Here is a 24447-nt window from a genome sequence, read left to right on the forward strand (position 1 = left end):
CGGGACGAACGGAGGTGACCGTGCGCGTGCTGCTGGCCGAGGACGACGACGGTGTGGCCGGTGCGCTGACCGAGGTCCTGTACGAGCACGGTCACCTGCCCGCCCGGGTGCGGCGCGGAGAGGAGGTCCTCGTCCGCCACCGCCAGGCCGACCTGCTGCTGCTCGACCTCGGCCTGCCCGATCTCGACGGCCTGGAGGTGCTGCGCAGGCTGCGCACCGTGAGCGGCCTCCCGGTCGTGGTCCTCACCGCGCGCGGCGACGAGCGGTCGGTGGTGCGCGGCCTGCGGCTGGGCGCCGACGACTACCTGGTCAAGCCGGTACGGCTCGCCGAGCTGCTGGCCCGTATCGAGGCCGTCACCCGTCGCGCTGCGACACCGGCCGTTCCGGCGCCGCGCACGGTCCGCGCCGCCGACGTCGAGGTCGACCTCGACGCGCGCCGGGTGACGGTCGGCGGCGCCGAGGTGCGGCTGACCACGAAGGAGTTCGCGGTCCTCGCCGCGCTGGCGGCCCGGCCCGGTACCGCGGTCAGCCGTCAGCAGCTGCTGGACGAGGTGTGGGGTGACGCCTACCTCGCCGTGTCCCGCTCCCTCGACGTCCACCTCACCCAGCTGCGGGGCAAACTCGGCCGTCCCGAGGTGCTCACCACCATCCGGGGTTTCGGCTACCGGTTCGGCGGCTGAGCCGGCCGGGACCCTGCCATGCGTACCCGGGTGCTGACCGTCGTCCTGGCCTTCGCCGTGCTCGCGGTGGCCGGCTTTGCCCTGCCGCTGCTGGCCGCGACGGCGTCCCAGCGCACCCAGCAGCTCGTCGCGGCGCGCACCGCCGATCTCGACCGCTTCGCCTCGCTGGCCGAACAGGCCGCCGAGGCCGGCGACACCGGCACGCTGACCGCCGAGGTGACCCGCTACACCGAGCTGTACGGCGAGGCGGTGGTGGTCGTCGACGCCCGCCGCGCCCCGGTGGTGCAGACCGGCGGTATGCGCGCGGCCGACCCCGAAGTGGCCCACCTGGTCGACGCGGCGCTGCGCAACCAGCGCGTCTCGCCGGGGCGCACGCTGCGCCCCTGGTCCCGCGGCCCGGACCTGCTGGCTCGCCCGGTGGGCACCGGCACCCGGGTGTCCGGGGCCGTCGTCCTGCGCGCCTCGGTCCGGGCCGCCGCCGACGACATCGCACTGCGCTGGGCGCTGGTCCTCGCGGGCGCGGGTCTGTTCGCCGCGGCCTGTGTGCTGCTCGCCCGCGCTGCCACGCGGTGGGTCGTACGCCCCCTGCACCGCCTCGACCGCACGGTAGGCGTGCTGGCGGCAGGCCTCCCTGCCGAGCATGCACGGACCGGTGGGCCACCGGAACTGCGCCAACTGGCCACCGGCTTCAACCGCATGGCCGACGCCGTGACCACGGCACTGGAACAGCAGCGCCGTCTGGTGGCCGACACCTCGCACCAGCTACGGAATCCGCTCGCCGCACTACGCCTGCGCATCGACTCGCTCCAGTCCCGCCTGCCCGCCTCCGCCACCCGCACCTACAGTGGAGTCACGGCCGAACTCGAACGCATGGAGCACCTCCTCGACGACCTGCTGGCGCTCGCGAACGCCGAACACCGCGCCGGCGAACTGTCCGTCACGGACGTGCGGGGAGCGAGCTGCGACGCGACGGTGGTCGCTGCGGCGCAGGCCGGGCTGTGGCAGCCGGTGGCCGAACAGGTCGGAGTCCGCCTGGAGTTCACCCCCGGGCCGTCCGTCCTCATGGCCTGCACGGAGGGCGAACTGGCCCAGGTGGCCGACATCCTCCTCGACAACGCGATCAAGTACGCCGGCGACGGCGCCCGCGTCGAGACGCGCTGTTTCACCCGGGGCGCGTACGCGGTGTTCGAGGTGCGGGACGACGGGCCGGGCCTCACCGACGCGGAATTCGCCCTGGCGGGCACCCGCTTCTGGCGCTCGGAGCGGCACCGCGACGTACGCGGCAGCGGCCTCGGCCTGGCGATCGCCGGGCAACTGGTGAGCGGCCGCGGCGGACACGTCGAGTGCTCGGCGGCCGAGCCGCACGGCCTGCTGGTCCGGGTCGTGGTCCCCAAGGAGCAGAAGGGGGCCACGACATGAGCGGAGAGCGAGCAAACGGCACACCCGGCGCGCAGGCATATGGCCGCTCCGCTCGCCGCACCGCTCTGCGGGCCGCGCTCGGCACGGCATGCACCGGACTCCTGGCAGGCGCCGCGGCGGCCGACGCACGGCACGCCGACCGCGGCGCGGAAGGCGTTCTGCGGATCGCGACCGGCGAGGCGGACGGGTTCTACGCGGCCTTCGGCCGACTGCTCGGTGAGCAGGTCACGGCGGTCTTTCCCCGGCTGTCCTGCGAGGTGATCCAGAGCCAGGGCAGTGTCGCCAACGTGCGGCTGCTCTAGGCGCGCCGCGCCGAAGTGGCGCCGGCCCTGGCCGACATCGCGTGGGCCGCGTACGGCGGCTCCGCTCCGTTCGGCCGCCGTGTCCCGCTGCGCGCGATCGGCCGGGTCTACGAGAACTACGTCCAGCTGGCCGTGCGCGCCGACGCGAGCGTCCGCAGCGTCGCCGAGCTGGCGGGGCGCACCGTCTCCCTGGGCGCGCCCGCATCGGGCGGTGCCGTGCTCGGCGACCGCCTGCTGCGCGCGGCGGGCCTCGTGCCGGGCACTGACGTACAGGTCCGCCACCTGCTGATGCCGCAGGCGGCGCGCGCGATGCGGGCCGGCGTCGTCGACGCCCTGCTGGTCGCAGGCGGCGTACCACTGCCCGTGCTGACCCGCCTCGGCACACTCCCCGGTATCCGGCTGCTGCCGCTGGCCGACCTGCTGCCCCGACTGCGCACCGGCCCGGTACGGGCCGGCTCGGGGCTGGAAGCGGTGACAGTGCCGACGGGGGCGTATCGGGGAACGCCCGAAGTCGCCACCATCGGCGTGGCCAATCTGCTTCTGTGCCGCCCCGACCTGCCCGAGCCCGTCGCCGCCGCCCTCACCGGCGTACTGGTCCAGCGCGCCACGCGCCTCGTCCCCACCACGGCGCTCGGCACCCAGTTCCTCGACGTCCGCAGCCTGATCTCCACCGGCGGGATTCCCCTGCACCCCGGGGCCGTCGCCGCCTATCGGGAACTGCACGGTTAGCACCTCCTGACCGGCAGCGACCGCGTCGGCCCCGACGGGCTGTCGATCATGAGCGTGTGAGTGAGATCTCGTTGTCCGTGGACAGCGGATCTGCCTAGGCTCCGGAGGTCCGTCCCGGGTGGCCGTCGCCGCCGGAACGCCGAGTCCTGCGAAACACAACAGCCGTCCGTCCAGGACAGCTCACCTCGCAGGCGCCGTCGAGGAAGCCCCCACCATGCGCCAAACCAACTCTCCTGCCCGTCTGGGCATAGCCGGAGCAGCAGCGGCGCTGTTGCTCCTGCCGGTCGCCCCCCAGGCCTTCGCGGCCTCCTCCGTCACCCAGGACAGTCTGACGCCGTCCACCATGACCGCGGGCGTCGCCGCGTCGGCCGAGCTGACCGTGCACTCCTCCGGCTGCTTCACGGCCAAGACCCTCGGTGTCGGCGTCCGGGATGCGGCCGGAAACAACCTGGACTTCCCAGGGAACGCCTCGAATGTCCGAATATGCCCGAGCGGTGTGAAGTTCACCAGCGGCTCGCGCACCCTTCCCGCAGGCACGTACACGATCTTCGGCTTCTGGCAGGAGTCCGGCGGGGCCTGGCACGACCTGCCCTCGCACAAGCTGACCGTCAACAAGGCCACGTCCGCGACGTCGAGCAGCGGTGGCTCGCCGGTCTCCGGTCAGTCCGTGATCTGGTCCGACGACTTCTCGGGCGGCATCGCCTGGGGCTCGAAGTGGGTCGGCGACAAGAGCACGTCCTACGCGTACGGCGACCACAACCCGGACGACAACAAGCTCGACTGGCTGGACCAGAGCAAGGTCACCACCTCGGGCGGCATCGCGACCTTCACCGCCCAGCCCTCCTCGCACACCCTGGAGAACGGCAAGCAGGCCTGGAACACGGGCCTGCTCACCACCGAGGGCTCCAGCGGCGGCTTCCAGGTGAAGACCGGTGACTACGCGGAGACCCGGGTCAAAATGCCCTCCGGCTCCGGCGCCTGGCCGGCCCTGTGGACCTGGAAGGACGGCAACGGCGAGATCGACTCCTTCGAGTACCACCCGGACAACCCGAACCTGCTGGAGCTGACCAACCACGTCACCTCCGGCTCCAAGTACTACACCGACTCCGCAGCGGTCGCGCCCGGCCAGTGGGTCACCATCGGCACCCACTACGGCGCCGGCTCGGTGGACTGGTACGTCAACGGCAAGAAGGTCTATTCGGACGGCCACGGCGTGGGCAGCAACTTCTCCGCGTACCTGATCCTCAACCTGTCGGTCAGCGCCGGCGAGTACCATCCCGCGCCCTCGGGTTCGACGCCGCTGACCATGCAGGCGGACTACGTGAAGGTGTACCGCTGATCAGCAGTCGACGGACAGAGTGAACGGTGTGCGGTCGTTGCGCGGATCGCGGTCGTCGACGCTCGCCACCTGGACGTGCCCCTCGGCCCTGGTGCCGGGGGGCACATCCGCGTCCACCCGGACCGGAACCAGGGCTGTGGCCGTCCGCAGCCGTGCCAGACCGGCGCCGAAGGTGCAGCGCAGCAGGCGTCCGCGGGCCTCGGCGCGGCAGTCCTCGGGGAAGTACGGCCCCTGAGCGGTGAAGCCCGCCGGCAGCCTCACGACCACGGTGAACGGCGAGGTGGTCTGCTCCGGCCCCCTGTTGGCCACGAAGGCGTGCACCACGGTACGGCCGCCGGGCGGCGCGGCGGCCGGGTCGAGCCGGGCCACCTCCAGGTCGGAGTCCGAGGGCGCGACCGCCAGGCCGGTCACGCACATCACTGCCACGCCCACCGCGAGCGCGGTCGCCGCCCTTCTGGCCATCCGACGCCTCCCACGTTCCGTGCGCTCATCAACGCTCACGGTAGCGGGACAGTCCGGGATTCCCGGTGAGCACGCCGTCGCGACGCGCGTTGTGCAGGGGAACGCCGTCAGTCGGCCGACTGAACCCATCCCGCCGCGACGATCCGCGCCGAGTCCGCCGGGCGCGCCTCGTCGAACAGCACGGTGTCCGGCGTCCCGACGCGGATCCCGTCGACGTACACACCGCGGCCGACGTAGAGCTTGTCGGTCGTGTACCGCCAGCGCAGGGTCAGCTGCGTGTGCGCCGGCAGATCGGCCGCCATCCGGTGCCAGACGCGGCCCGACCAGCCGGTGACCGATCCCGAAGGGTGCCCCTGCGGTTCCTCGCCGTGGCGCCCGGTGGTGAAGGGGAGCGGCTGCCAGCTCGTGCCGCCGTCCGTCGTGGCCTCCAGGACGAGGACGTCCGATGCGGGTTCGGTGTCCCACCACAGGGCGGAGGTCAGTCGGACCCTGCCGTCCGTCGTGTCGAGTCGGGGCAGTGTGAGCGTGGCGGTCGTGGCGTTCGCCATGCCCGCGAACCACGCCGTGCGTCCGTGCGCCGGACGTACCGGTACGGCGCGTGCCAGGTTGTTGCCGGCGGCGACCCGGGGAGCGGATCCCGAGCGCCAACTGCGCACCGGGTGCACCGAGTTGCCGAGCACGACAAGGAAGGAGTCGGTGGTCGGGTCGAGCACCAGGGAGGTGCCGGTGAAACCGGTGTGCCCGGCGGTGCGCGGGGTGGCCATGGCGCCCATGTACCAGTGCTGGTAGAGCTCGAAGCCCAGGCCGTGCTCGTGACCGGGAAAGGCGGTGTTGAAGTCGGTGAACATCAGCTCCACGGACTCCGGCCGCAGGATGCGCGCCCGGCCGTAGCGGCCACCGTTGAGCAGTGTCCGGCCGAGCACGGCCAGGTCCCAGGCGCAGGAGAACACCCCGGCGTGTCCGGCGACCCCGCCGAGGCTGTAGGCGTTCTCGTCGTGCACCTCGCCCCACACGAGCCCCCGCTCAAGACCGGACCAGGGTCCGCGCTCGTCCTCCGTGGCGGCGATCTTCGGCTTCCAGGAGGCGGGCGGGTTGTAGCGGGTGCGGTCGAGACCGAGCGGCTCTGTGATCTCGTCGTGGAGGAGGGTGTCGAGCGTGCGGCCGGTGATCCTCTCCAACACCAACTGGAGCGAGATCAGATTCAGATCGGAGTAGAGGTACCTGGTGCCGGGAGGATTGACCGGGGCTTCATTGAAGACGAGTCGAAGTCTCGCCTCGTGCGTCGGCGCCTTGTACAGCGGGATCCAGTCACGGAACCCGGAAGTGTGGGTGAGGAGCTGCCGGATGGTGATGTCCTGCTTGCCCGCCGCGCCGAACTCCGGGAGGTACGAGGCGACCGTCCCCGCCAGCTCCAGTGCACCCCGTTCCAGCTGCTGCACCGCCAGGAGCGAGGTGAACAGCTTGGACACCGAGGCCAGGTCGAAGACGGTGTCCTCGGCCATGGGGATCTGCCGGTCGGGCGGGAACTCGACGCCGGTGTCGGTCTTCTCGTCGTACGCCGCATAGCGCACCGCCATGCCGATGGGCCGGTGCAGCGCCACGGTGCCGCCCCGCCCGGCGAGCAGCACGGCGCCCGCGTACCAGGGGTGCTTGGGGGAGGGGCCGAGGAACGACTCGGCGTCCACGACCAGTTGACGCAGGTGGGAGGGGAGCAGGCCGGCCTGCTCCGGGCTGCCGTGGCGCAGTGCGGGGTGGTGCCTGGAGGTCGTGGCCGCCGTGGCCGGTCCCGCGGGGAAGGGGGCGATGGCCAGGGCGCCGCCCAGGGCCAGTGCGGCTCGTCCGATCTGGCGACGCGTCGGCATCCGGCGGTCGCTCGCGTCTCTTTCCGCTGCGTCGTCGGTCACCCGGGAAACACTCGTGTCGGTGGTGAAGCATGTCAACAAGGCCTGCCGCCCAATAAATCTGACGGTGTATCAGAAAAGCTCTTCCGTCGGCCGGAGGACTGCGGCATTCTGCGCCCATGCAGACGGAGCTGAGCAAGAAACTGGGAGTCGAGCACGCCATTTTCGGCTTCACGCCGTTCCCCGCCGTCGCCGCGGCCATCAGCCGGGCCGGCGGGTTCGGAGTGCTCGGCGCGGTCCGCTACACCGCCCCCGACGAGCTCAAGCGCGATCTCGACTGGGTCGAGGCCCACGTCGACGGCAGGCCGTACGGCCTCGATGTCGTCATGCCCGCGAAGAAGGTGGAGGGCGTGACGGAGGCCGACGTCGAGGCGATGATCCCCGAGGGACACCGGCAGTATGTGAAGGACACCCTCGCCAAGTACGGCGTCCCGGAGCTGGCCGACGGCGAGGCCTCCGGCTGGCGCATCACCGGGTGGATGGAGCAGGTCGCCCGGGGCCAGCTCGACGTCGCCTTCGACTACCCGATCCGGCTGCTCGCCAACGCCCTCGGCTCCCCACCCGCCGACGTGGTCGCCCGCGCCCACGAGCACAACGTGCTCGTCGCGGCCCTCGCGGGCAGTGCCCGGCACGCCGTCAAGCACCAGGAGGCCGACATCGACATCGTGGTCGCACAGGGCTACGAGGCGGGTGGCCACACCGGCGAGATCGCCTCCATGGTGCTCACCCCGGAGGTCGTCGAGGCCGTCGATCCACTACCCGTCCTCGCAGCCGGAGGCATCGGCAGCGGGCAGCAGGTGGCCGCCGCGCTGGCCCTGGGTGCCCAGGGCGTCTGGCTGGGCTCCCTCTGGCTGACCTGCACCGAGGCCGACATGTCCTCGCCCGCGGTGACGCGGAAACTGCTCGCCGCCGGCTCCGGCGACACCGTCCGCTCCCGCGCGCTGACCGGGAAACCCGCACGCCAGCTCCGTACCGAATGGACCGACGCGTGGGACGACCCGGCGGGACCCGGCACCCTCCCCATGCCCCTGCAGGGCCTGTTGGTCGCCGAGGCCCTCACCCGCATCCAGAAGTACGAGGTCGAACCCCTGCTCGGCACCCCGGTCGGCCAGATCGTCGGCCGCATGAAGAGCGAACGCTCCGTCCAGGCCGTCTTCGACGACCTCACGCGCGGCTTCGAGCAGACCGTCGACCGCATCAACCGCATCACCGGAAGGATCGGCAAGTGACGAGTACGCCCCCCGCCGGATTCTGGGCCCAGGCCGCCGCCGATCCCGACCGCACGGTCCTCGTCGCACCCGACGGCGAGCAGTGGACCGCCGGACGCCTCCACTCCGCCGCCAACCGCCTGGTGCACGGACTGCGCGCCGCCGGGCTGGAACGCGGGGACGCCTTCGCGGTCGTCCTGCCCAACGGCGTCGAGTTCTTCACCGCGTATCTGGCCGCCAGCCAGGCCGGCTTCTATCTCGTCCCGGTCAACCACCACTTCGTCGGCCCCGAGATCGGCTGGATCGTCGCCGACTCCGGAGCCAAGGTGCTCATCTCCCACGAACGGTTCGCGGGGCCCGCCCGCCACGCGGCCGACGAGGCCGGTCTGCCGGGCACCCACCGGTACGCCGTCGGTGCGGTCGAGGGTTTCCGCCCGTACGCCGAACTCCTCGACGGACAACCGGAGTCGGCGCCCTCGGACCGCGAGCTGGGGTGGGTCATGAACTACACGTCGGGCACCACCGGCCGCCCCCGTGGCATCCGCCGGCCGTTGCCCGGCAAGACCCCCGAGGAGGCCTATCTCGGCGGCTTCCTCGGCATCTTCGGCATCAAACCGTACGACGGCAACGTCCACCTCGTCTGCTCCCCGCTCTACCACACGGCCGTACTCCAGTTCGCGGGCGCGTCCCTGCACATAGGCCACCGCCTCGTGCTCATGGACAAGTGGACGCCCGAGGAGATGCTCCGGCTGATCGACCGCGAGAAATGCACGCACACCCACATGGTCCCGACCCAGTTCCACCGCCTGCTCGCGCTCCCGGAGGACGTGCGTCGCTCCTACGACGTCTCGTCCATGCGGCACGCCATCCACGGCGCCGCCCCCTGCCCCGACCACGTGAAGCGGGCCATGATCGACTGGTGGGGCCACAGCGTGGAGGAGTACTACGCGGCCAGCGAGGGCGGCGGGGCCTTCGCCACCGCAGAGGACTGGCTCAAGAAGCCCGGGACCGTCGGCAAGGCCTGGCCCATCAGTGAGCTCGCGGTCTTCGACGACGAGGGAAACCGGCTGCCGCCCGGCGAACTCGGCACCGTCTACATGAAGATGCACACCGGAGGCTTCGCCTACCACAAGGACGAGGCCAAGACGGAGAAGAACCGCATCGGCGACTACTTCACCGTCGGCGACCTCGGCTACCTCGACGAGGACGGCTATCTCTTCCTCCGCGACCGCAAGATCGACATGATCATCTCGGGCGGGGTCAACATCTATCCGGCCGAGATCGAGTCGGCCCTGCTCGCCCACCCCGCCGTCGCCGACGCGGCCGTCTTCGGCATCCCGCACGACGACTGGGGCGAGGAGGTCAAGGCCGTCGTCGAACCGGCCCCGGGCCACGAGCCGGGCCCGGCCCTCGCCGCCTCGATCCTCGACCACTGCGCCGAGCAACTCGCCGGCTACAAGCGGCCCAAGAGCGTCGACTTCATCGCCGAGATGCCCCGCGACCCCAACGGGAAGCTGTACAAGCGGCGGCTGCGGGACCCGTACTGGGAGGGCCGCACCCGTCCCGTGTGACCCCGGGACGGACTGGCGGATCGAACGCGACGCGGTGCCGACGCGTCACAGGAACGGCACCGCGTCCGTCACCGTCAGCCCTGGGGGATCCTTGCGCAGGCACACCGCACGCGCCGTCGAACTGCTGGCCGCACTCGCCCTGTGCACCGTGGGAGGAGCCGTCGCCGTCGGCTGCGGCAGCGAGCAGGCCGTCGGCCACGGCGGCTCGCGGGCTCGCGCGGTCGCCGACGCCTGGCACGGTTCCCAGGCCGCCGAGGTGTGGGCCAAGGGCTACCACCCCATGGGCGATGCGGTCCAGCTGCCCGCCGGCGCCTTCCACACCGCGGCGGACAAACGCGCGTACACGACCCGGAACTTCGTGCTGCGCACCTCCCTCCCCGACACCCCGGACCGCAGCGGCGTGGTGCAGTGGGACGACGGCCGTTCGCTCACCCTGCCGCTGATGGACGCACAAGAGGCGTACGACAGTGTGGCCCGCGGCTCCGACGACGGACCGCACCTCACCGTGACCGGCGCCAGGCTGGGCGAGACGACCATGGCCACCAGCCGCGGCCCCGCGACCGTCCCGGCCTGGCTGTTCACGCTCGACGGCCATGACACTCCGCTGAAGGTGGTGGCTCTCAGCCCGTCCGAGCCGCCCAAGTCCCCGATCGCACCGGCAGCTCAGTCTCCCGGCGACGAACTGTGGCCGATCCAGGGGCTGGTGGGGATGGGCGATGACGGCCGAGCCGTCACCGTGCTCATCGTGCACGGAGCCTGCGACGACGGTCCGGCGGTGGACGTCCTGGAGACACACGACAGCGTCGTGCTGTCCGCGTCGGTTGTCGGGACCAAGGACGGCCCCTGCACTGCCCAACTGCTGGGCGAGGAGAAGACGGTGAAGCTGGGCCGGCCGCTGGGCGGGCGGATACTCCTGGACGCGTTCACGGGCGGGCCGCTGTCCTCCGGGGGCGTGCGCCGGACCCTGTCCCACGTGGGATGACGCGGGACAGGGCCGCGCGGTCAGCTGTGCTCGCCGATCCGGATGACCCGCAGTGCGGGCGAGGACAGGATGTCCTTCTCGCAGAAGCGGGCGGTCACCCACTGCTCACCGGACAGCAACCGGGTCTGGTCGCTGTAGTGCGGCGAGTTCGGGTTCGACGACTGGGAGTACGTCAGCAGGGTGCGGGCCACCGGGCAGCCGCTGCCGTCCCAGCCCACGGCCTGCAGATGGCTCGAACCGGACGGCACCTGCGTGTACGCCCCGCTCGCCGCGTCCCACGTCGCCTCGATCACGTTCCACACGCCGAGCCGGTTCGAGCCGCCCGGTATCGCGAGGCGTTCGCCGCCACGCACGACGTACTGGTGGTCGCCGAGCCGGGCGTCCAGCGGTGTACCCGAGCCGCGCAGTTCCGCCACCGTGTCGGCGAGAGCCGTGGCGAAGCCGGGCGCGGCGGTGTCGAGCGTGTTCGGCGTACGGACCGGGTCCGCGGCCGAGAACGGCACCTTCCAGAGCCGGCCCGCGGGCACCGCGGCGGTCAGCTTCCGCCAGAAGCGGTCGAAGAAGAGGGCACCGCGGCTGTCGGTGTCCATGGTCCGGTCCCAGGCTGCGAGCACCTTGCAGGCCTCGGTGACGTCGACCGACTTTCCGTTGCTCGCGGTCGCCGTGCCACCGGGCAGCGCGGCACATGCCTTCGCCGCGTCGGCCGCGGCCAGCGCACCGGCGGGCACCCGGTTGGCGAACTGCTGCTTCTGCAGGTCGTGGACGGTCAGTCCGCCGCGCTCGGCCATCGCCGCCACGTCCTCGATCGCGCCCCTGGTCCGCAGCGAGCGCGGCGTCCCGACGTCGCCGAAGATCCGCTGGTAGCCGGTGAGCGGCGGTCGGTGTTGGCCAGCCAGGCGCTGCCGTTGGAGTTCTCCGCATACGGGGCGTCCTTGAGCGTGGGCATGCGAGCGGGCCCGAAGATGCCTGCCTGCACGGCGTCGGCGTCGCTGCCGATCGCGCAGCCGCCACGTGAGTCGTCGAGGACCGCCAGACCCGCCTGAGGGTAGGTGAGTCTGCCGAGGTCGGTGGAGCAGCGGGCCGCCAGGTCGTCGGTGATCCGGGGCAGCACCTGCGACTGGGTGTAGAGGGAGTGCCCGGCGGAGTCCGCGGCGATGGTGTTCACCCACGGCAGGCCCTGGTGCCGGGCCAGGGAGGTCAGGATGTCCGCCGTGGAGTGCGCCTTCGCGAAGCCGAGCGAGGTGTCGGCGAAGCGGAAGTTGACGGCGTTCGGGTCGTTGAGCGCGTAGGCCGTCGTGGCCGTCCACGGCAGCGGCGGATCACCGTTGGGGTCGGCCACGACCGGGCCGTGGCGCGTCCACCACTGGGTGCGCGTCACCGGCGCGCCGTCCTGGACCGCCACGGTCACGGTCCGCTTCGTCATCCGCTCCCGCTTGCCGTCCACCAGGTAGACGGTGGGGTCTGCGGGGTCGAGGGTCAGCCGGGTCAGGCTGAACGGGACGCCGGTCGCGACGGTGTGGCTCCATGCCACACGGGAGTTGTAGCCGATCGAGACGATCGGCGAGCCGAGGAGTGAGCCGCCCGCGACGTCCAACTCGCCCGGGATGGTCTGCTGCGACTGCCAGAAGCGGCGCCCGCCCTGCCACGGGTAGTGCGGGTTGCCCAGCAGCAGACCGCGGCCGTTCGCCGTCGTGGCGCCGCTGAAGGCGACCGCGTTGGAGCCCATGTCCGCGCTCGCGGACCGCTCCCGCACCGCCCTGATCAGAGCCTTGGCGTCGACCTGCTTGCCCGGTGCCGTGGAGCCGGTGGGCGGCTGCGCCCCGGTGATCTCGTCCACGGAGCCGCCCTGGCCGCCGAGAATCACGATGGCGTAGAAGCGAGCGGCCACGTCCGTCGCGGAGACCGGCCGCACCCAGGCCTTGCCCTGGCACGCCGGGTCGGTGATCCGGTTCTGCGCCAGCCACGCGTTGTACCCGGCCGCGAAGCCCCGCATCATGTCCTTCACTGGGCGGCTCGGGCCCCGCGGCGCCGGTTCGGCGAGGAGCTTCTCCACGGTCCGGGTCTGCCGTATGCCGCGGAAGTACAGGTCGCTGGAGAGATTGTCGGAGGCCGACGACAGCGAGCGGTCGGTCGCCGCGTGCGGGCCGAAGAATCGCGAGCGTTCGCCGCGCACGGTCACGAAACCGTCGGCGAGCAGACACACCTGGTCGGCGGCCTGGGCCCAGCCGGTGCCGAAGCCGAGGTCCGCGTAGTTCTTCGCGACGATGTGCGGGATTCCGTACTCGGTGTAGCGGATGACGGCGGACAGCCCGCCGTTTGGGGGATCGTCCTGGCGGCTCGGGCGCTCGGCCGCGGTGGCCTGCAGCGCGGACGAGGCGGTGAGTAACGCGACGGCCGCGACGACCAGTCGTCTGACACGGGTGCGCAAAGGTGCCTCCCAACATGACAAGGGGAAGGAGTGGTTGGGCGGGTGCGTGAGCCTCCCGGGTGCTTGACCTGCCCCGGCCACGCACCGAGGATCATCAGTCATGACGCAGGGACACGGCAGCACGGTTGACGGGGTGCTGCGGCGCAGTGCCCGACGCACCCCCGCGCGCATCGCGGTGCAGTACGGCGACCGCAGGTGGACGTACGAGGAACTGGACGAGGCCGTCTCCCGCGCGGCGAGCGTCCTGCTCGAGCAGGGGCTCGCCCCCGGCGACCGCGTCGGTGCCTACGGCCACAACTCGGACGCCTATCTGATCGGCTTCCTCGCCTGCGCCCGCGCGGGCCTGGTCCATGTGCCGGTCAACCAGAACCTGACCGGCGACGACCTCGCCTACATCGTCGGCCAGTCCGGCAGTTCGCTGGTCCTCACCGACCCCGACCTGACCGGTCGACTCGCCGACGACGTAAGGACGTTGCCCCTGCGGGACGCCGACGATTCCCTGCTGGCCCGCCTGGTTGCGGCCCCCGCCCATGACGGGCCCGAGCCGCGCACCGAGGACCTGGTGCAGCTGCTGTACACATCGGGCACGACGGCCCTGCCGAAGGGCGCAATGATGACGCACCGCGCCCTGGTTCACGAGTACCTGAGCGCGATCACCGCCCTCGACCTCAGCGCCGGCGACCGCCCCGTGCACTCCCTCCCGCTCTACCACTCCGCGCAGATGCATGTGTTCCTGCTGCCCTACCTCGCGGTCGGCGCCACCAACATCATCCTCGACGCCCCCGACGGCGACCGGCTCTTCGACCTCATCGAAAACGGAGGCGTGGACAGCCTGTTCGCCCCGCCCACGGTGTGGATCGGCCTGTCCAACCGCCCCGACTTCACCACCCGAGACCTCGGCGGACTCCGCAAGGCCTACTACGGCGCCTCGATCATGCCGGTGCCCGTCCTGGAACGGCTGCGCGAGCGACTGCCGAAGCTCGCCTTCTACAACTGCTTCGGCCAGAGCGAGATCGGCCCCCTGGCCACCGTCCTGGCACCCGAGGAACACAAGGGGCGCATGGACTCCTGCGGCCGCCCCGTCCTCTTCGTCGACGCCCGTGTGGTCGACGAGGACGGCAAGGACGTCCCCGACGGCACACCCGGCGAAATCGTCTACCGCTCCCCGCAGTTGTGCGAGGGCTACTGGGACAAGCCCGAGGAGACCGCCGACGCCTTCCGCGACGGCTGGTTCCACTCCGGTGACCTGGCGGTACGGGACGCCCACGGCTACTACACGATCGTCGACCGCGTGAAGGACGTCATCAACTCCGGTGGCGTACTGGTCGCTTCACGTCAGGTCGAGGACGCCCTCTACGGCCACGAGTCCGTCGCCGAGGTGGCCGTGATCGGCCTGCCCGACGAACACTGGATCGAGGCAGTCACCGCGGTCGTCGTCCCGCGCGGCGAGGTGACCGAGGACCAGCTGATCGCCCACGCCCGCGAGAAGCTCCCCCACTTCAAGGCACCGAAGCGGGTGGAGTTCGTCACGGAGCTGCCACGCAACGCCAGCGGGAAGATCCTCAAGAGGGAACTGCGGGACCGCTTCTCCGGCTAGCGCGACCGCCACAGGTCACGCAGCAGGGCGATCTCGGCCATGTGGTGGATGAACTCGAGATTGGACCCCCACAGCACCCTGATGAACGGTTCGTCGGGGTCGGAGCCGTACGGATACTGCGAGAAGCCGACCGTGTCGAGTTGCTCGTCGGTCATCGCGGCGACGCTGTCCCGCCAGCGGTCGATCAGCGCCCAGAACCGTTCCAGGGCCCGCGAGGCGGAAGGAGTGAAGTCGACCAGCAGCTTGGGCTCCTGCCGCCGCTCACCGAAGGTCCACTCCCATTGGCCCGCGAAACCGAAGTGCAGATGCCCCAGCCGCCACGCGATGGTGGGGACCGGCACCTCGTCGGGCTCCGCCGGCCCGGTGTGGTCGAGGACCTCCTGGACCCGCTCGACGCTCACACTCCAGTCCTCGGCTATCTTGGCGACGGACATGCCGGAGGCGGCCTGCCGGGCCACCTCGGCGTACTCGTTCGACGGGATGTCCGGGGCACCCTGGTCGAGCACCCACTCGCCGGGCCCGAACGCGCTGGGTGTCGTCGCCTCGCCCCGGCGCCGGATCGACCAGCCGCCGGGCGCGGGCTCCCACAGGTACTCCTCGTCGCCGAGCCCCGTCAGCCGCACCTGAGCCATCTCCCTGGCGCGGTCGAACTGGTCGATGAGCAAGCCCAAACGGTCGGTCCGCACACCCGGGATCTGCACACCGGCTCCCCTCGCGGTCGCATGTGGCGCCTTCGTCGTGCGGCCGGATCCTAACGGCGCGGCTCATGGCGGGCGAGCGATTTACGCTGAGGTCCGGCAGCGTCCCTTCAGCGCCTCTCCCCGATGCGGCATGCCAGGACGGCATGGGTGGATCCCGGGTTCGTTGCGCGCGACCGTCAGTCGTGCTTGGCTCGCCCGATGAACCTTCTGCTGACGGCGAGCGGCCTGCGCAACGAGACACTGCGGGACGCGCTGCGGGACATGCTGGGAAAGCCGTTCGGATCGGCGAACATCGTGTACGTTCCCACGGCATCAGTCGCCGAGCCCGGGGACCACGGGTGGTTCGTCGAGGGCATGAACCGGCTGTACGGCCTCGGCTGGCGGGAGTTCGACGTCCTGGAGCTGAACGGCCTGCCCCGGCAGCTGGTCCTCGACCGGCTGCTCCACGCCGACGTCATCCATGTCGAGGGCGGCAGCCACTACCACCTCGCGCGCAGCATCACCGGCAACGGCCTGGCCGACGGCTTCCTGGAGGCGCTGGAGAGCCGGGTCTATGTGGGGGTCAGCGCCGGATCGATGATCTTCAGCCGCAATCTCACCGCACACTCCGCCGACGTCATCGGGGACACCCCGGACCTCCACGTGCTCGGCGCGACGACGGTGGAGCCGCCGTTCGGTCTCTTCGACTGGTACCTCAAGCCCCACCTGTACTCGCCGGATTTCCCGGAGCGGGACGACGCCTGGGCTGATCGCATCGCTGCGCGGGCGGACTTCCCGATCTACTTCATCGACGACGAGACGGCTGTCCGCGTCAGCGACAGCAAGGTGGATGTCATCTCTGAAGGCCGGTGGCGGTTCCATCCCTGACGCAACACACAACCGGCGGCGCGCTACCGCAGGTCCACGATCCGCCGGATCTTCCCCACCGACCGCTCCAGCGACTCCGGCTCGACGATCTCCACCGCGACCGACACCCCGATACCGTCCTTCACCGACGTCGCGATCGCCTGCGCGGCGGCCTCCCGCAGTTCGGGTCCGGCGTCGGGCCGGGCCTCCGCCCGCACGGTGAGGGCGTCGAGACGGCCCTCCCGGGTCAGGCGCAGCTGGAAGTGCGGCGCGACACCGGGCGTGCGCAGCACGATCTCCTCGATCTGTGTCGGGAAGAGATTGACGCCCCGGAGGATCACCATGTCGTCGCTGCGCCCGGCGACCTTCTCCATCCGCCGGAACACCCGCGCCGTGCCCGGCAGGAGCCGTGTCAGGTCACGCGTGCGGTACCGCACGATCGGCATCGCCTCCTTGGTCAGCGAGGTGAAGACGAGCTCGCCCTCCTCGCCGTCCGGGAGCACCTCACCGGTGATCGGATCGACGACCTCCGGGAAGAAGTGGTCCTCCCAGATGTGCAGCCCGTCCTTGGTCTCCACGCACTCCTGCGCAACCCCGGGGCCGATCACCTCGGACAGCCCGTATATGTCCACCGCGTCGATCGCGAACCGCTCCTCGATCTCCCGCCGCATCTCCTCGGTCCACGGCTCGGCCCCGAAGATCCCCACGCGCAGGGAGGTGCCGCGCGGATCGACGCCCTGGCGCTCGAACTCGTCGAGGAGCGTGAGCATGTACGACGGCGTCACCATGATGATCTGCGGTTCGAGGTCCTGGATCAGCTGGACCTGGCGGGCCGTCATACCGCCGGAGGCGGGGATGACCGTACAGCCGAGCCGTTCGGCCCCGTAATGTGCGCCGAGGCCGCCGGTGAACAGCCCGTAGCCGTATGCCACATGCACCTTGTCGCCGGGCCTGCCCCCCGCCGCACGGATCGAGCGGGCCACCATGTCGGCCCACAGGGAGAGGTCGTTGTCCGTGTAGCCGACGACCGTGGGGCGCCCGGTGGTGCCGCTGGAGGCGTGGATGCGGCGGATGCGGTCCTGCTCCACGGCGAACATGCCGTACGGGTAGTTCTCGCGCAGGTCCGCCTTCGTGGTGAACGGGAAACGGGCCAGGTCGGCCAGGGACCGGCAGTCGTCCGGGTGGACGCCGGCCTTGTCGAAGGACTCCCCGTAGAAGGAGACGTGCTCGTACGCGTGCCGCAGCGAGGCCCGCAGCCGCTCCAGCTGCAGCGCCCGCAGCGCCCCGGCGTCGAGCCGTTCCCCCGGGTCCAGCAGCTCCGTCGCATCCACCATGGGGCCGTCTCCCTCGCCAATCATATCAATTCGGGCGACCGATCATTCGGTCGAGCTGTTCGGGATCAGTAATTCAGGCCACGTCGGGGCAGGCAAGAGGTCGGCCCGTATTTTCTGCGGCGCCCCCCACAACTGCGTTGCGTCATCGGACCCTGGGACAGGAAGATCGGCGCATGCCGATCTTCACCGCAGCCGACGGGACCCAGGTCGCCTACCACCTCCGGGGTGAGGGCGAGCCGCTCGTCGTCCTGCCGGGAGGCCCGATGCAGGCCTCCTCCTACCTCGGAGACCTGGGCGGGCTCGCGGCGCACCGCCGGCTGGTCCTGCTCGACCTGCGCGGCACCGGCGACTCCGCGGCACCGGCGGATCCGGCCACCTACCGGTGCGACCGGCTCGTGGGCGACGTGGAGGCGCTCCGTGCCCACCTGGGGCTTGAGCGGATGGACCTGCTCGCCCATTCGGCCGGTGGCAGTCTGGCGATGCTGTACGCCGCCCGGCACCCGGAGCGGGTGGCGCGGCTGGTTCTGGTCACCTGCACCCCCTGGGCACTGGGGAGGCAGCCCAGTGCCGAGGACCGGCTGGCCGCGGCCCGCCTGAGGAGCGGTGAGCCGTGGTTCGAGGACGTGTTCCCGGCGTTCGAGGAGTGGCTGGCGGGGAAGACGGACTTCGACCCGGCGTTCGCGCCCTTCTTCTACGGCCGCTGGGACGACGCGGCGGCGGAGCACGATGCCCGCGCCGAGTTCAACGACGACGCAGCCGACGTCTACGGCTCCGACGGCGCCTACGACCCGCCGGCGACCACCGCCGCACTCACCCGAGTGGCCGCACCGGTCCTCGTCCTCGCCGGCGAGCTCGACGGCGGCCCCCGCCCCGAGCTGGCGCGCGCCGCGGCCGATGCATTCCCGCACGCCGAATTCACCGTCCAGCCAGGTGCGGGGCACTATCCGTGGGTGGACGACCCCGAGTGGTTCGCACGGCGGGTCGCCCAGTTCTTGGACCGGGACGAGGCCAAGGTGTCGCAGACCGAGTAGGAGATCGGCTCGCAAGCGCGCCGCTCGAGTTGCGGGATGCGCCGGCTGCCGTGACATTCGAGGTGGAGTGAAGAGTGCGAGGGGCCCTGTCCTCCCCCGAGAGGACAGGGCCCCACGCACGTCCGCTCCGCTCAGCGGTGCGAGCTCGGCAGGTGCTCGTAGCAGCCGGAGCGCCAGCCGCCGTCGCCCTGGAGGTTGTCCAGGAGGCTGTTGCCGGTGTCCTTGCCGACGACGCCGTCGACGTGCAGGCCGGACTTCTCCTGGAACAGCCGGACCGCGCTGTAGGTGCCGGAGCCGAAGATCCGGTCCTCGCCGACCGTGTGGTGATGGGTCCGCTTGGCCCAGTCGTTGTACCCGTGCTGGACGCACAGCACGGGTACACCCGTGTCGCCACGGCTGATGTTCGGCACGTCGGGCCGCGCGGAGGCGCTGCCGACCGAGCCCAGCACCAGGCCGGCGCCGAGCGCTCCGGTGACGGTCGCGAGTGCGAGGGTCCTGCGCATGGTCATGGCCGATTCCTTTCCGGTGAGTTGAGGGGCCGTCTCGCTTCCGGTGGAATGCGAGGGCACGGGAGGAGGCTCCCGGGCCGTGCCCCTCGGTGGCACCACCGACGTTGCCCGGCCGGATCCGGCAGGGGCCAGGGGAAGCGGCAGGCCCGGTGGCACGTGGCACGGCCCACGCGCTGACCTGCTGGGACGCCGTGTCCCCTGACAAAACCGTGGGACGGTGGGCGGGGTCGGGAAGCGGTCACAGTGGACGGGACCCGCAACCGCAGCTCCGGAGGAACCGCGTCCTCCTCCACAACGGCGACCGCGCACGCGTACGGGGAAGTGACATGACGCGCTGGAAGGTACTGCCCGCCGGGCTGGACGACGCGGAGCGGCAACTCGTCGCACAGCTGCGGCGGTTGAAGGACCGCGCGGGCCTCAGCCTGGCCGCGCTCGCGGCCAGGACGTCGTACAGCTCCTCGTCCTGGGAGCGCTACCTCAACGGGAAGAAGCCGGTGCCGCGCGCCGCCGCCGAGGAACTCGCCGAAGTCTGCGGGGCACCGGCGGAGCGGCTGCTGGTGCTGCACGAGGTCGCCGAGACGGCACGGGCACAGCGAACGGCGGCCGTCGACGACGAGCCCCGGCCCCCACACCGCACACCCCGATCACGGCGGCCCGCTCACGCGCTGCCGGCCGTCGCGGTCGCAGCCGTCCTGGTGGCGTTCGGCGCCGGATTCCTGAGCGGAGCCGCCTGGCACCGGGACGACGGCAGCGGGGCGACGCAGAACACCGCGTCCGGTGCCTCCGCCTTCCCCAGCGGTCCCACGTACGGCTGCGACCGGGTCCGGCGCGAGCACGGCGTCGTCACCGCGGGCTACTCCACCAGCAGCGAGGTGCTCCTGGACCGGGGCAGCACCGGCTGGGACGTGGTGGAGGCGCAGTGCCTGCTGAGACGGCACGGGTTCGACGGCGGAAGGGTCGACGGGGTGTACGGCGAGAAGACCGGGCGTGCCGCGCTCGCCTTCCAGAAACGGTACGGACTCGCGCCGGACGGCATCGTCGGCCCCGACACCTGGAAGAAGCTGCGCACATGAGCCCGGAGACGGCACAACTGGCCGGGAGTATGCGCGAGGTGCGCGCCGCGGCCGGGCTGAGCCTGGCCCAGCTGGCCCGGCGAACCCCGTACAGCAAGTCCTCCTGGGCGCGCTATCTGGCAGGTACGCAGCCGGTGCCCCGCCGCGCGGTGGAGGCCCTGTGCGAGGTGGCGGGCGTACGGCCCGAACGGCTGCTGGCGTTGTGGGAGCTGGCCGACGCCCGCTGGAGCGGGCGGGCCCGGGCGACACCCGAGCCGCCTGCCGAGCGCCGGAGCGTCCATCGCTTCCCTTACGTGTGGGGCGCGGTGGCCGGGTTGGCGGCGGCCACCGTGACAGCCCTACTGCTCACCGGGCCGTACGGGTCTTCAGCGGCGACACCGCGCACCGCCCCGGCGACGTTCACGCCCGGCCCCGGCTGCTCGGGCCGTACCTGCGAGGGGAAGAACCCCATCGACATGGGATGCAGCGGCCAGCAGATGGTCAGGACCCTGGCGGCACGCACCGCCGCCGACGGACGCAGAGTGCAGCTGCGCAACGGCACCGCATGCCACGCCATCTGGGCCCGCGCCAGCCGTCTCCACCTCGGCGACCGGGTCGAACTCACCCTGCCAGGCGCACCCCGCAAGGAGATCCACGTCGACACCGAGAAGGAGAGCAACGCCTACCTGGCAACCCCGATGACGGCTCTGACACCGCCGCACGACCCGGGCGACGCCCGCGTCTGCCTGATCCCGGCCGACGGTCGGCCCATGTGTTTCACCGGCAGGTGAGCAGCGCGGCGGCCGGTGTCACCGCTTGCGCACTCCGGCCGCGGCAGCGCTTCGACGCGGCCGCAGCACCACATGACCGCCCATCAGGCTCTGCGCGAGGACGGTGAGTCCGACACCACCCGCCACCTCGAAGCCGGCCGGCCCCGTTCCGCCACCGACGCCCGCGTCCAGGCGGAACGCTGTGTGCATGTGGGGTCCCCTTCAGGGCCGGTGATCCGAACCGTCCCCGGCCGGTCGGCTCACCCGCCCTGCGGTCCGTATGCCGTCATGAAGCGGTCCCGGAACTTGTTCATGGTCCACTCCGGGGCGTTGTCCGCGGGCTTGATCCCGTCCGTCCAGCCCCAGTTCGAGACGCGGTCCAGGACCTTCGGGTCGCGGGCGACGATCGTCACCGGCACATCACGGTTGCTGGTGCCCCCGGTCACCGTCGGGACGGGCTGGTGGTCGCCGAGGAAGACGAGAACGGTCTTGTCGTCGCCGTAGCGCTGCATCCACTCGGTGAGGCTGTCCAGGGAGTACTGGATGGCCTTGCGGTACTCGGTGCGGACACGCGAGGCGCTCTTCCAGACCTCCGTCGGGTTCGTGCCCTCCTTCTTGATCTTGTAGAAGACCTTGCCGTCCCCGAGGTCCTTCCAGTCGATCATGTGGGCGATGGGCGACCAGGGGTTGTGGCTGGAGGCCAGGATGATCTCCGCCATGATCGGGTCGCGGTTCTTCTTGCCGTGCTCCAGCTTCTGGAAGGCCTCCAGGCTGAACTGGTCCGGCACCGGCGTCCAGCTGAAGTACGGGCCCTGGTAGCCGAGGTGCGTGGAGTCGTAGATGTGGTCGAGGCCGAAGTACTTGCCCTCGGGCCAGGCCTTGCGGACGCCCGGCACGATGCCGACCGTGCGCCACGCGCCGGTCTTCTGGAAGTAGCTGGTCAGGGTGGCGCGGTCGCTGGTGGTCAGGGTCCGGTACCGCTGCTGGTTCTTGATCCACAGTCCGGACAGGAACGTCGAGTGGGCGAGCCAGCTGCCGGCGCCCGTCACGGGTGACCTGAGCCAGCCGCTGCGCGCCGCGAAACCGGCCGCCTTGAGCCGGGCGTCGCCCGCCTTGAGCGTCGCGTCGACCTCCGGTCCCATCGTCGGGTCGTCGATCGCTACCCGGCCGTAGCTCTCGATGAAGGTGAACATGACGTCCTTGCCGCGCAGCCCGGTCAGCAGCTGGCCGGCCGGGGTTTTCGCGTAGGCGTCGACCGCCATCTGCTTCTTGAAGACGTCGGCGTCACCGAGGCCGTCCCGGACGTACTGCACACGGTTGGCGAGGTACTGGGCGTAGCCATTGGTGGCGAGCGTGACACCACCGAACTGCACGCCCAGGGTGAAGCAGAGGATCCACACGACGCCGAGGACCAGCGTGGAGCGTACGGCGACGGGACGGTGCCGGGCCAGCACATTGGCAAGCCGCACCATGGCCAGTGCGCTCAACGTGAGCACGGCGATGACCAGGAGGATCACCCCGACCACCGCGAGCACCTCGCCCGAGCGCCCGAACGAGTCCTTCACCCAGTCCGCCCCGTCGCTCAGCAGCACCCAGTCGAAGACCAGGTCGAACGGCCGGGCCAGGGTCTGACGGAAGCCCATGTCGAGGCACTTCAGAACGGCGGACAGCCCGACGAACGCCCCCAGGGCCACGGCCGTGATCCGCCGCCCCTTCGACGGCAGCACGAGCAGGACGGCCGCGAGGAAGATCGCCTCGACGGGGAGACGGAAGAACGACTGGACAGTGATCCAGTCGAGGCGGTTGGGCACGAGGAGCACGACGAACACCAGCGCAGCGGCCAGGACGGTCGTGCCCACGTGTACGGCAATCGCCGTACGGGGGTAACGACGGCGCCAGCCGAACCAGCCGGGGCGGGTGGGGGAGGCGGCGGCGCCCGTGGGATCGGGCTCGTCGGTGGTCGGGGACGTGGCGGCGTCCGCTTTCTTGCCGGCGGAACCTTCGCCGGGCGAAGCCGCGTCCGGGACGGCGGCCTCGGTCGGCTCCCTCCCGTCGCCGCCGCCCGTCTCCTCCGTTGCAGAGTCTCCGCCAGACTCGTCGGCCTCCTTCGCCACCACCTCCGCCCGCTCCCCGTCCCCTGAGGTGCCCGGGTCCGGGGCGGACGCCACAGGAGCGGTCGAGGCCTCCTCGGCTCTGGTGCTGTCCGGTGCGTCCGCGTCCGTCTCCGGCAGTTGACGAGGGGGCGTGAGGTGCGACACCCGTGGGTCCTTCCGTGCGAAACCGCTGCTGGCACGGCGGACCGGGCCCGCAGGGCCGAGCCGCCAACCTCGCGTACGGCCCTACGCCACCTTCCGTTCAAACACTGGGGTCAACCGCGCGCAAAGAGTACGCCCGCCGCCCCGGCCGACCCACCGCGGGGCCCCGGGCTTCCGCCTAGCGGTCCGCCGCGATCGCCACCTCCCGGGCCCACCGGTAGTCGGCCTTGCCGCTGGGCGACCGCCGTATCGCCTCGGCGATCACCAGTTGCCGCGGGATCTTGTAACCGGCGAGATGGGTACGGCAGTAGGACTGCACGTCCTGAAGCGAAGGCCGTGGCGCGCCCTCGCGCAGTTGCACCACCGCCGCCACGTGATGGCCCCACTTCGCGTCCGGCACCCCGGCCACCAGCGCGTCGTACACGTCGGGGTGGGACTTCAGGGCCTGTTCGACCTCCTCCGGGTACACCTTCTCGCCCCCGGTGTTGATGCACTGCGAGCCACGGCCGAGGACCGTTACCACGCCCTGCTCGTCCACCGTGCCCATGTCGCCGAGCAGCACCCACCGCTCGCCGTCCTTCTCGAAGAAGGTCTCGGCGGTCTTCTTCGGGTCGTTGTAGTAGCCGAGCGGCACATGGCCGCACTGCGCGACCCGGCCCACCTCGCCCGCGGCGACCGGCTCGCGGGTGGCCGGGTCGACCACCTGTGTACGGGAGTTGACGCGGATGCGGAAGGACTGCCCGGCCCCGGAATCGGCCGTCGCCGTGCCGTTGAAGCCGGATTCGGACGAGCCGTAGTTGTTGAGCAGCATCGCGTTCGGAAGCAGTTCCTGGAACTGCCGGCGTACCGTCTCGGAGAGCACCGCGCCGGACGAGGACACGCTGAACACCGACGAGCAGTCCGTGCCCTTCATGGGTCCGGCCAGGGTGTCGATCAGCGGTCGCAGCATCGCGTCGCCGACCAGCGAGATGCTGGTGACCTTCTCCTTCTCGATCGTCCGCAGCACTTCCTCGGGCACGAACTTACGGTGGATCACGACTCGTTGCCCGAAGTTGAAGCCGATCAAGGAGGTGAGGGTGGAGGTGCCGTGCATCAGCGGGGGAGTGGGGAAGAAGGTGATCCCGGAGCCGCCGGCCGCGACGCGCTCGGCGAGCTCCTGCGGCTTCCTGACCGGCTCACCGGTGGGCGCGCCCCCGCCCAGACCGGAGAAGAACAGGTCCTCCTGACGCCACATCACGCCCTTGGGCATCCCGGTGGTGCCGCCGGTGTAGATGATGAACTGGTCGTCGCCGGAGCGCGCCAGCCATCGCCTCCGTGGCGACCCCGACCGC

21 protein-coding genes and 1 pseudogene are annotated in these 24447 nt (G+C 71.2%); 13 read left to right on the forward strand and 9 right to left on the reverse strand.

Annotated elements, in window-relative coordinates:
- The first annotated feature begins 20 nt into the window (after positions 1–20).
- The 5 genes from AB0N07_RS34555 (at position 21) to AB0N07_RS34575 (ending at position 4469) form a co-directional block, all read left to right on the forward strand.
- The gene (locus tag AB0N07_RS34555) at positions 21–680 is read left to right on the forward strand and encodes a response regulator transcription factor (RefSeq protein WP_365841962.1); all 660 of its coding nucleotides are present in this window, start codon (positions 21–23) and stop codon (positions 678–680) included.
- Between the two features lie 18 nt (positions 681–698).
- Positions 699–2099 (forward strand): HAMP domain-containing sensor histidine kinase, encoded by a 1401-nt coding sequence (locus tag AB0N07_RS34560; protein ID WP_365841964.1) that lies wholly within the window; start codon positions 699–701, stop codon positions 2097–2099.
- Positions 2096–2401 (forward strand): hypothetical protein, encoded by a 306-nt coding sequence (locus tag AB0N07_RS34565; RefSeq protein ID WP_365841966.1) that lies wholly within the window; start codon positions 2096–2098, stop codon positions 2399–2401. Before AB0N07_RS34560 ends, AB0N07_RS34565 begins: the two co-directional genes overlap by 4 nt.
- A 15-nt stretch (positions 2402–2416) precedes the next feature.
- Positions 2417–3130, forward strand: a complete 714-nt coding sequence (locus tag AB0N07_RS34570) for a TAXI family TRAP transporter solute-binding subunit (RefSeq protein ID WP_365841968.1) — start codon at positions 2417–2419, stop codon at positions 3128–3130.
- Positions 3131–3344: 214 nt separating this feature from the next.
- Entirely contained in the window at positions 3345–4469 is a 1125-nt protein-coding gene (locus tag AB0N07_RS34575) for a hypothetical protein (RefSeq protein WP_365841970.1), read from the forward strand.
- On the opposite strand, the gene AB0N07_RS34580 is transcribed toward AB0N07_RS34575, so the two are convergent.
- Positions 4470–4931, reverse strand: a complete 462-nt coding sequence (locus tag AB0N07_RS34580) for a hypothetical protein (protein WP_365841973.1) — start codon at positions 4929–4931, stop codon at positions 4470–4472.
- 107 nt (positions 4932–5038) lie between these two features.
- On the reverse strand, positions 5039–6793 hold the full coding sequence (locus AB0N07_RS34585) for a serine hydrolase (RefSeq protein ID WP_365842007.1): 1755 nt from the start codon (positions 6791–6793) through the stop codon (positions 5039–5041).
- Between the two features lie 158 nt (positions 6794–6951).
- On the opposite strand from AB0N07_RS34585, the gene AB0N07_RS34590 reads away from it, so the two are divergent.
- The 3 genes from AB0N07_RS34590 (at position 6952) to AB0N07_RS34600 (ending at position 10593) form a co-directional block, all read left to right on the forward strand.
- A complete protein-coding gene (locus tag AB0N07_RS34590) occupies positions 6952–8061 on the forward strand; it encodes a nitronate monooxygenase family protein (protein ID WP_365841975.1) in 1110 nt (369 codons plus the stop codon).
- Positions 8058–9611, forward strand: a complete 1554-nt coding sequence (locus tag AB0N07_RS34595; protein WP_365841977.1) for an acyl-CoA synthetase — start codon at positions 8058–8060, stop codon at positions 9609–9611. The genes AB0N07_RS34590 and AB0N07_RS34595 overlap by 4 nt, the downstream gene beginning before the upstream one ends.
- Before the next feature lie 91 nt (positions 9612–9702).
- Positions 9703–10593 carry a hypothetical protein gene (locus AB0N07_RS34600; protein ID WP_365841979.1) on the forward strand — a complete coding sequence of 297 codons (891 nt, stop codon included), beginning with the start codon at positions 9703–9705 and terminating at the stop codon, positions 10591–10593.
- Between the two features lie 20 nt (positions 10594–10613).
- On the opposite strand, the pseudogene AB0N07_RS34605 reads toward AB0N07_RS34600, so the two are convergent.
- Positions 10614–13021 (reverse strand): annotated as a pseudogene (locus AB0N07_RS34605) (penicillin acylase family protein).
- A gap of 100 nt (positions 13022–13121) precedes the next feature.
- Here AB0N07_RS34605 and AB0N07_RS34610 point away from each other — a divergent pair.
- Positions 13122–14618 (forward strand): acyl-CoA synthetase, encoded by a 1497-nt coding sequence (locus tag AB0N07_RS34610; RefSeq protein ID WP_365841981.1) that lies wholly within the window; start codon positions 13122–13124, stop codon positions 14616–14618.
- On the opposite strand, the gene AB0N07_RS34615 is transcribed toward AB0N07_RS34610, so the two are convergent.
- Positions 14615–15319: a DinB family protein gene (locus AB0N07_RS34615; protein WP_365841983.1), complete on the reverse strand. Its 705-nt coding sequence runs from the start codon at positions 15317–15319 to the stop codon at positions 14615–14617. The genes AB0N07_RS34610 and AB0N07_RS34615 overlap by 4 nt on opposite strands.
- A 198-nt stretch (positions 15320–15517) precedes the next feature.
- Here AB0N07_RS34615 and AB0N07_RS34620 point away from each other — a divergent pair, with 198 nt between their 5' ends.
- Entirely contained in the window at positions 15518–16186 is a 669-nt protein-coding gene (locus tag AB0N07_RS34620; RefSeq protein WP_365841986.1) for a Type 1 glutamine amidotransferase-like domain-containing protein, read from the forward strand.
- Between the two features lie 23 nt (positions 16187–16209).
- Here the strand turns inward: AB0N07_RS34620 and paaK are convergent, their stop codons facing one another.
- Positions 16210–17499 (reverse strand): phenylacetate--CoA ligase PaaK, encoded by a 1290-nt coding sequence (gene paaK / locus AB0N07_RS34625; protein WP_365841988.1) that lies wholly within the window; start codon positions 17497–17499, stop codon positions 16210–16212.
- 173 nt (positions 17500–17672) lie between these two features.
- On the opposite strand from paaK, the gene AB0N07_RS34630 reads away from it, so the two are divergent.
- Positions 17673–18530, forward strand: coding sequence for an alpha/beta hydrolase (locus tag AB0N07_RS34630; RefSeq protein ID WP_365841990.1), 858 nt, complete (start codon positions 17673–17675; stop codon positions 18528–18530).
- A gap of 131 nt (positions 18531–18661) precedes the next feature.
- Here the strand turns inward: AB0N07_RS34630 and AB0N07_RS34635 are convergent, their stop codons facing one another.
- The gene (locus AB0N07_RS34635; RefSeq protein WP_365841992.1) at positions 18662–19039 is read right to left on the reverse strand and encodes a peptidoglycan-binding domain-containing protein; all 378 of its coding nucleotides are present in this window, start codon (positions 19037–19039) and stop codon (positions 18662–18664) included.
- 326 nt (positions 19040–19365) lie between these two features.
- Here AB0N07_RS34635 and AB0N07_RS34640 point away from each other — a divergent pair, with 326 nt between their 5' ends.
- Entirely contained in the window at positions 19366–20112 is a 747-nt protein-coding gene (locus tag AB0N07_RS34640) for a peptidoglycan-binding protein (protein ID WP_365841994.1), read from the forward strand.
- Positions 20109–20882 (forward strand): helix-turn-helix domain-containing protein, encoded by a 774-nt coding sequence (locus AB0N07_RS34645; RefSeq protein ID WP_365841996.1) that lies wholly within the window; start codon positions 20109–20111, stop codon positions 20880–20882. The genes AB0N07_RS34640 and AB0N07_RS34645 overlap by 4 nt, the downstream gene beginning before the upstream one ends.
- A gap of 18 nt (positions 20883–20900) precedes the next feature.
- Here AB0N07_RS34645 and AB0N07_RS34650 read toward each other — a convergent pair whose 3' ends face one another.
- From AB0N07_RS34650 to AB0N07_RS34660, 3 genes are all read right to left on the reverse strand, one after another.
- A complete protein-coding gene (locus AB0N07_RS34650) occupies positions 20901–21071 on the reverse strand; it encodes a hypothetical protein (protein ID WP_365841998.1) in 171 nt (56 codons plus the stop codon).
- Between the two features lie 50 nt (positions 21072–21121).
- Complete coding sequence (locus AB0N07_RS34655; RefSeq protein WP_365842000.1) at positions 21122–23119, reverse strand: sulfatase; 1998 nt, start codon at positions 23117–23119, stop codon at positions 21122–21124.
- 175 nt (positions 23120–23294) lie between these two features.
- Positions 23295–24447 (reverse strand): AMP-binding protein (locus AB0N07_RS34660; RefSeq protein WP_365842002.1); only part of this gene is annotated, 1153 nt, incomplete at its 5' end.

It is taken from the genome of Streptomyces sp. NPDC051172 (genome assembly GCF_040682555.1).
GTDB lineage: Bacteria > Actinomycetota > Actinomycetes > Streptomycetales > Streptomycetaceae > Streptomyces.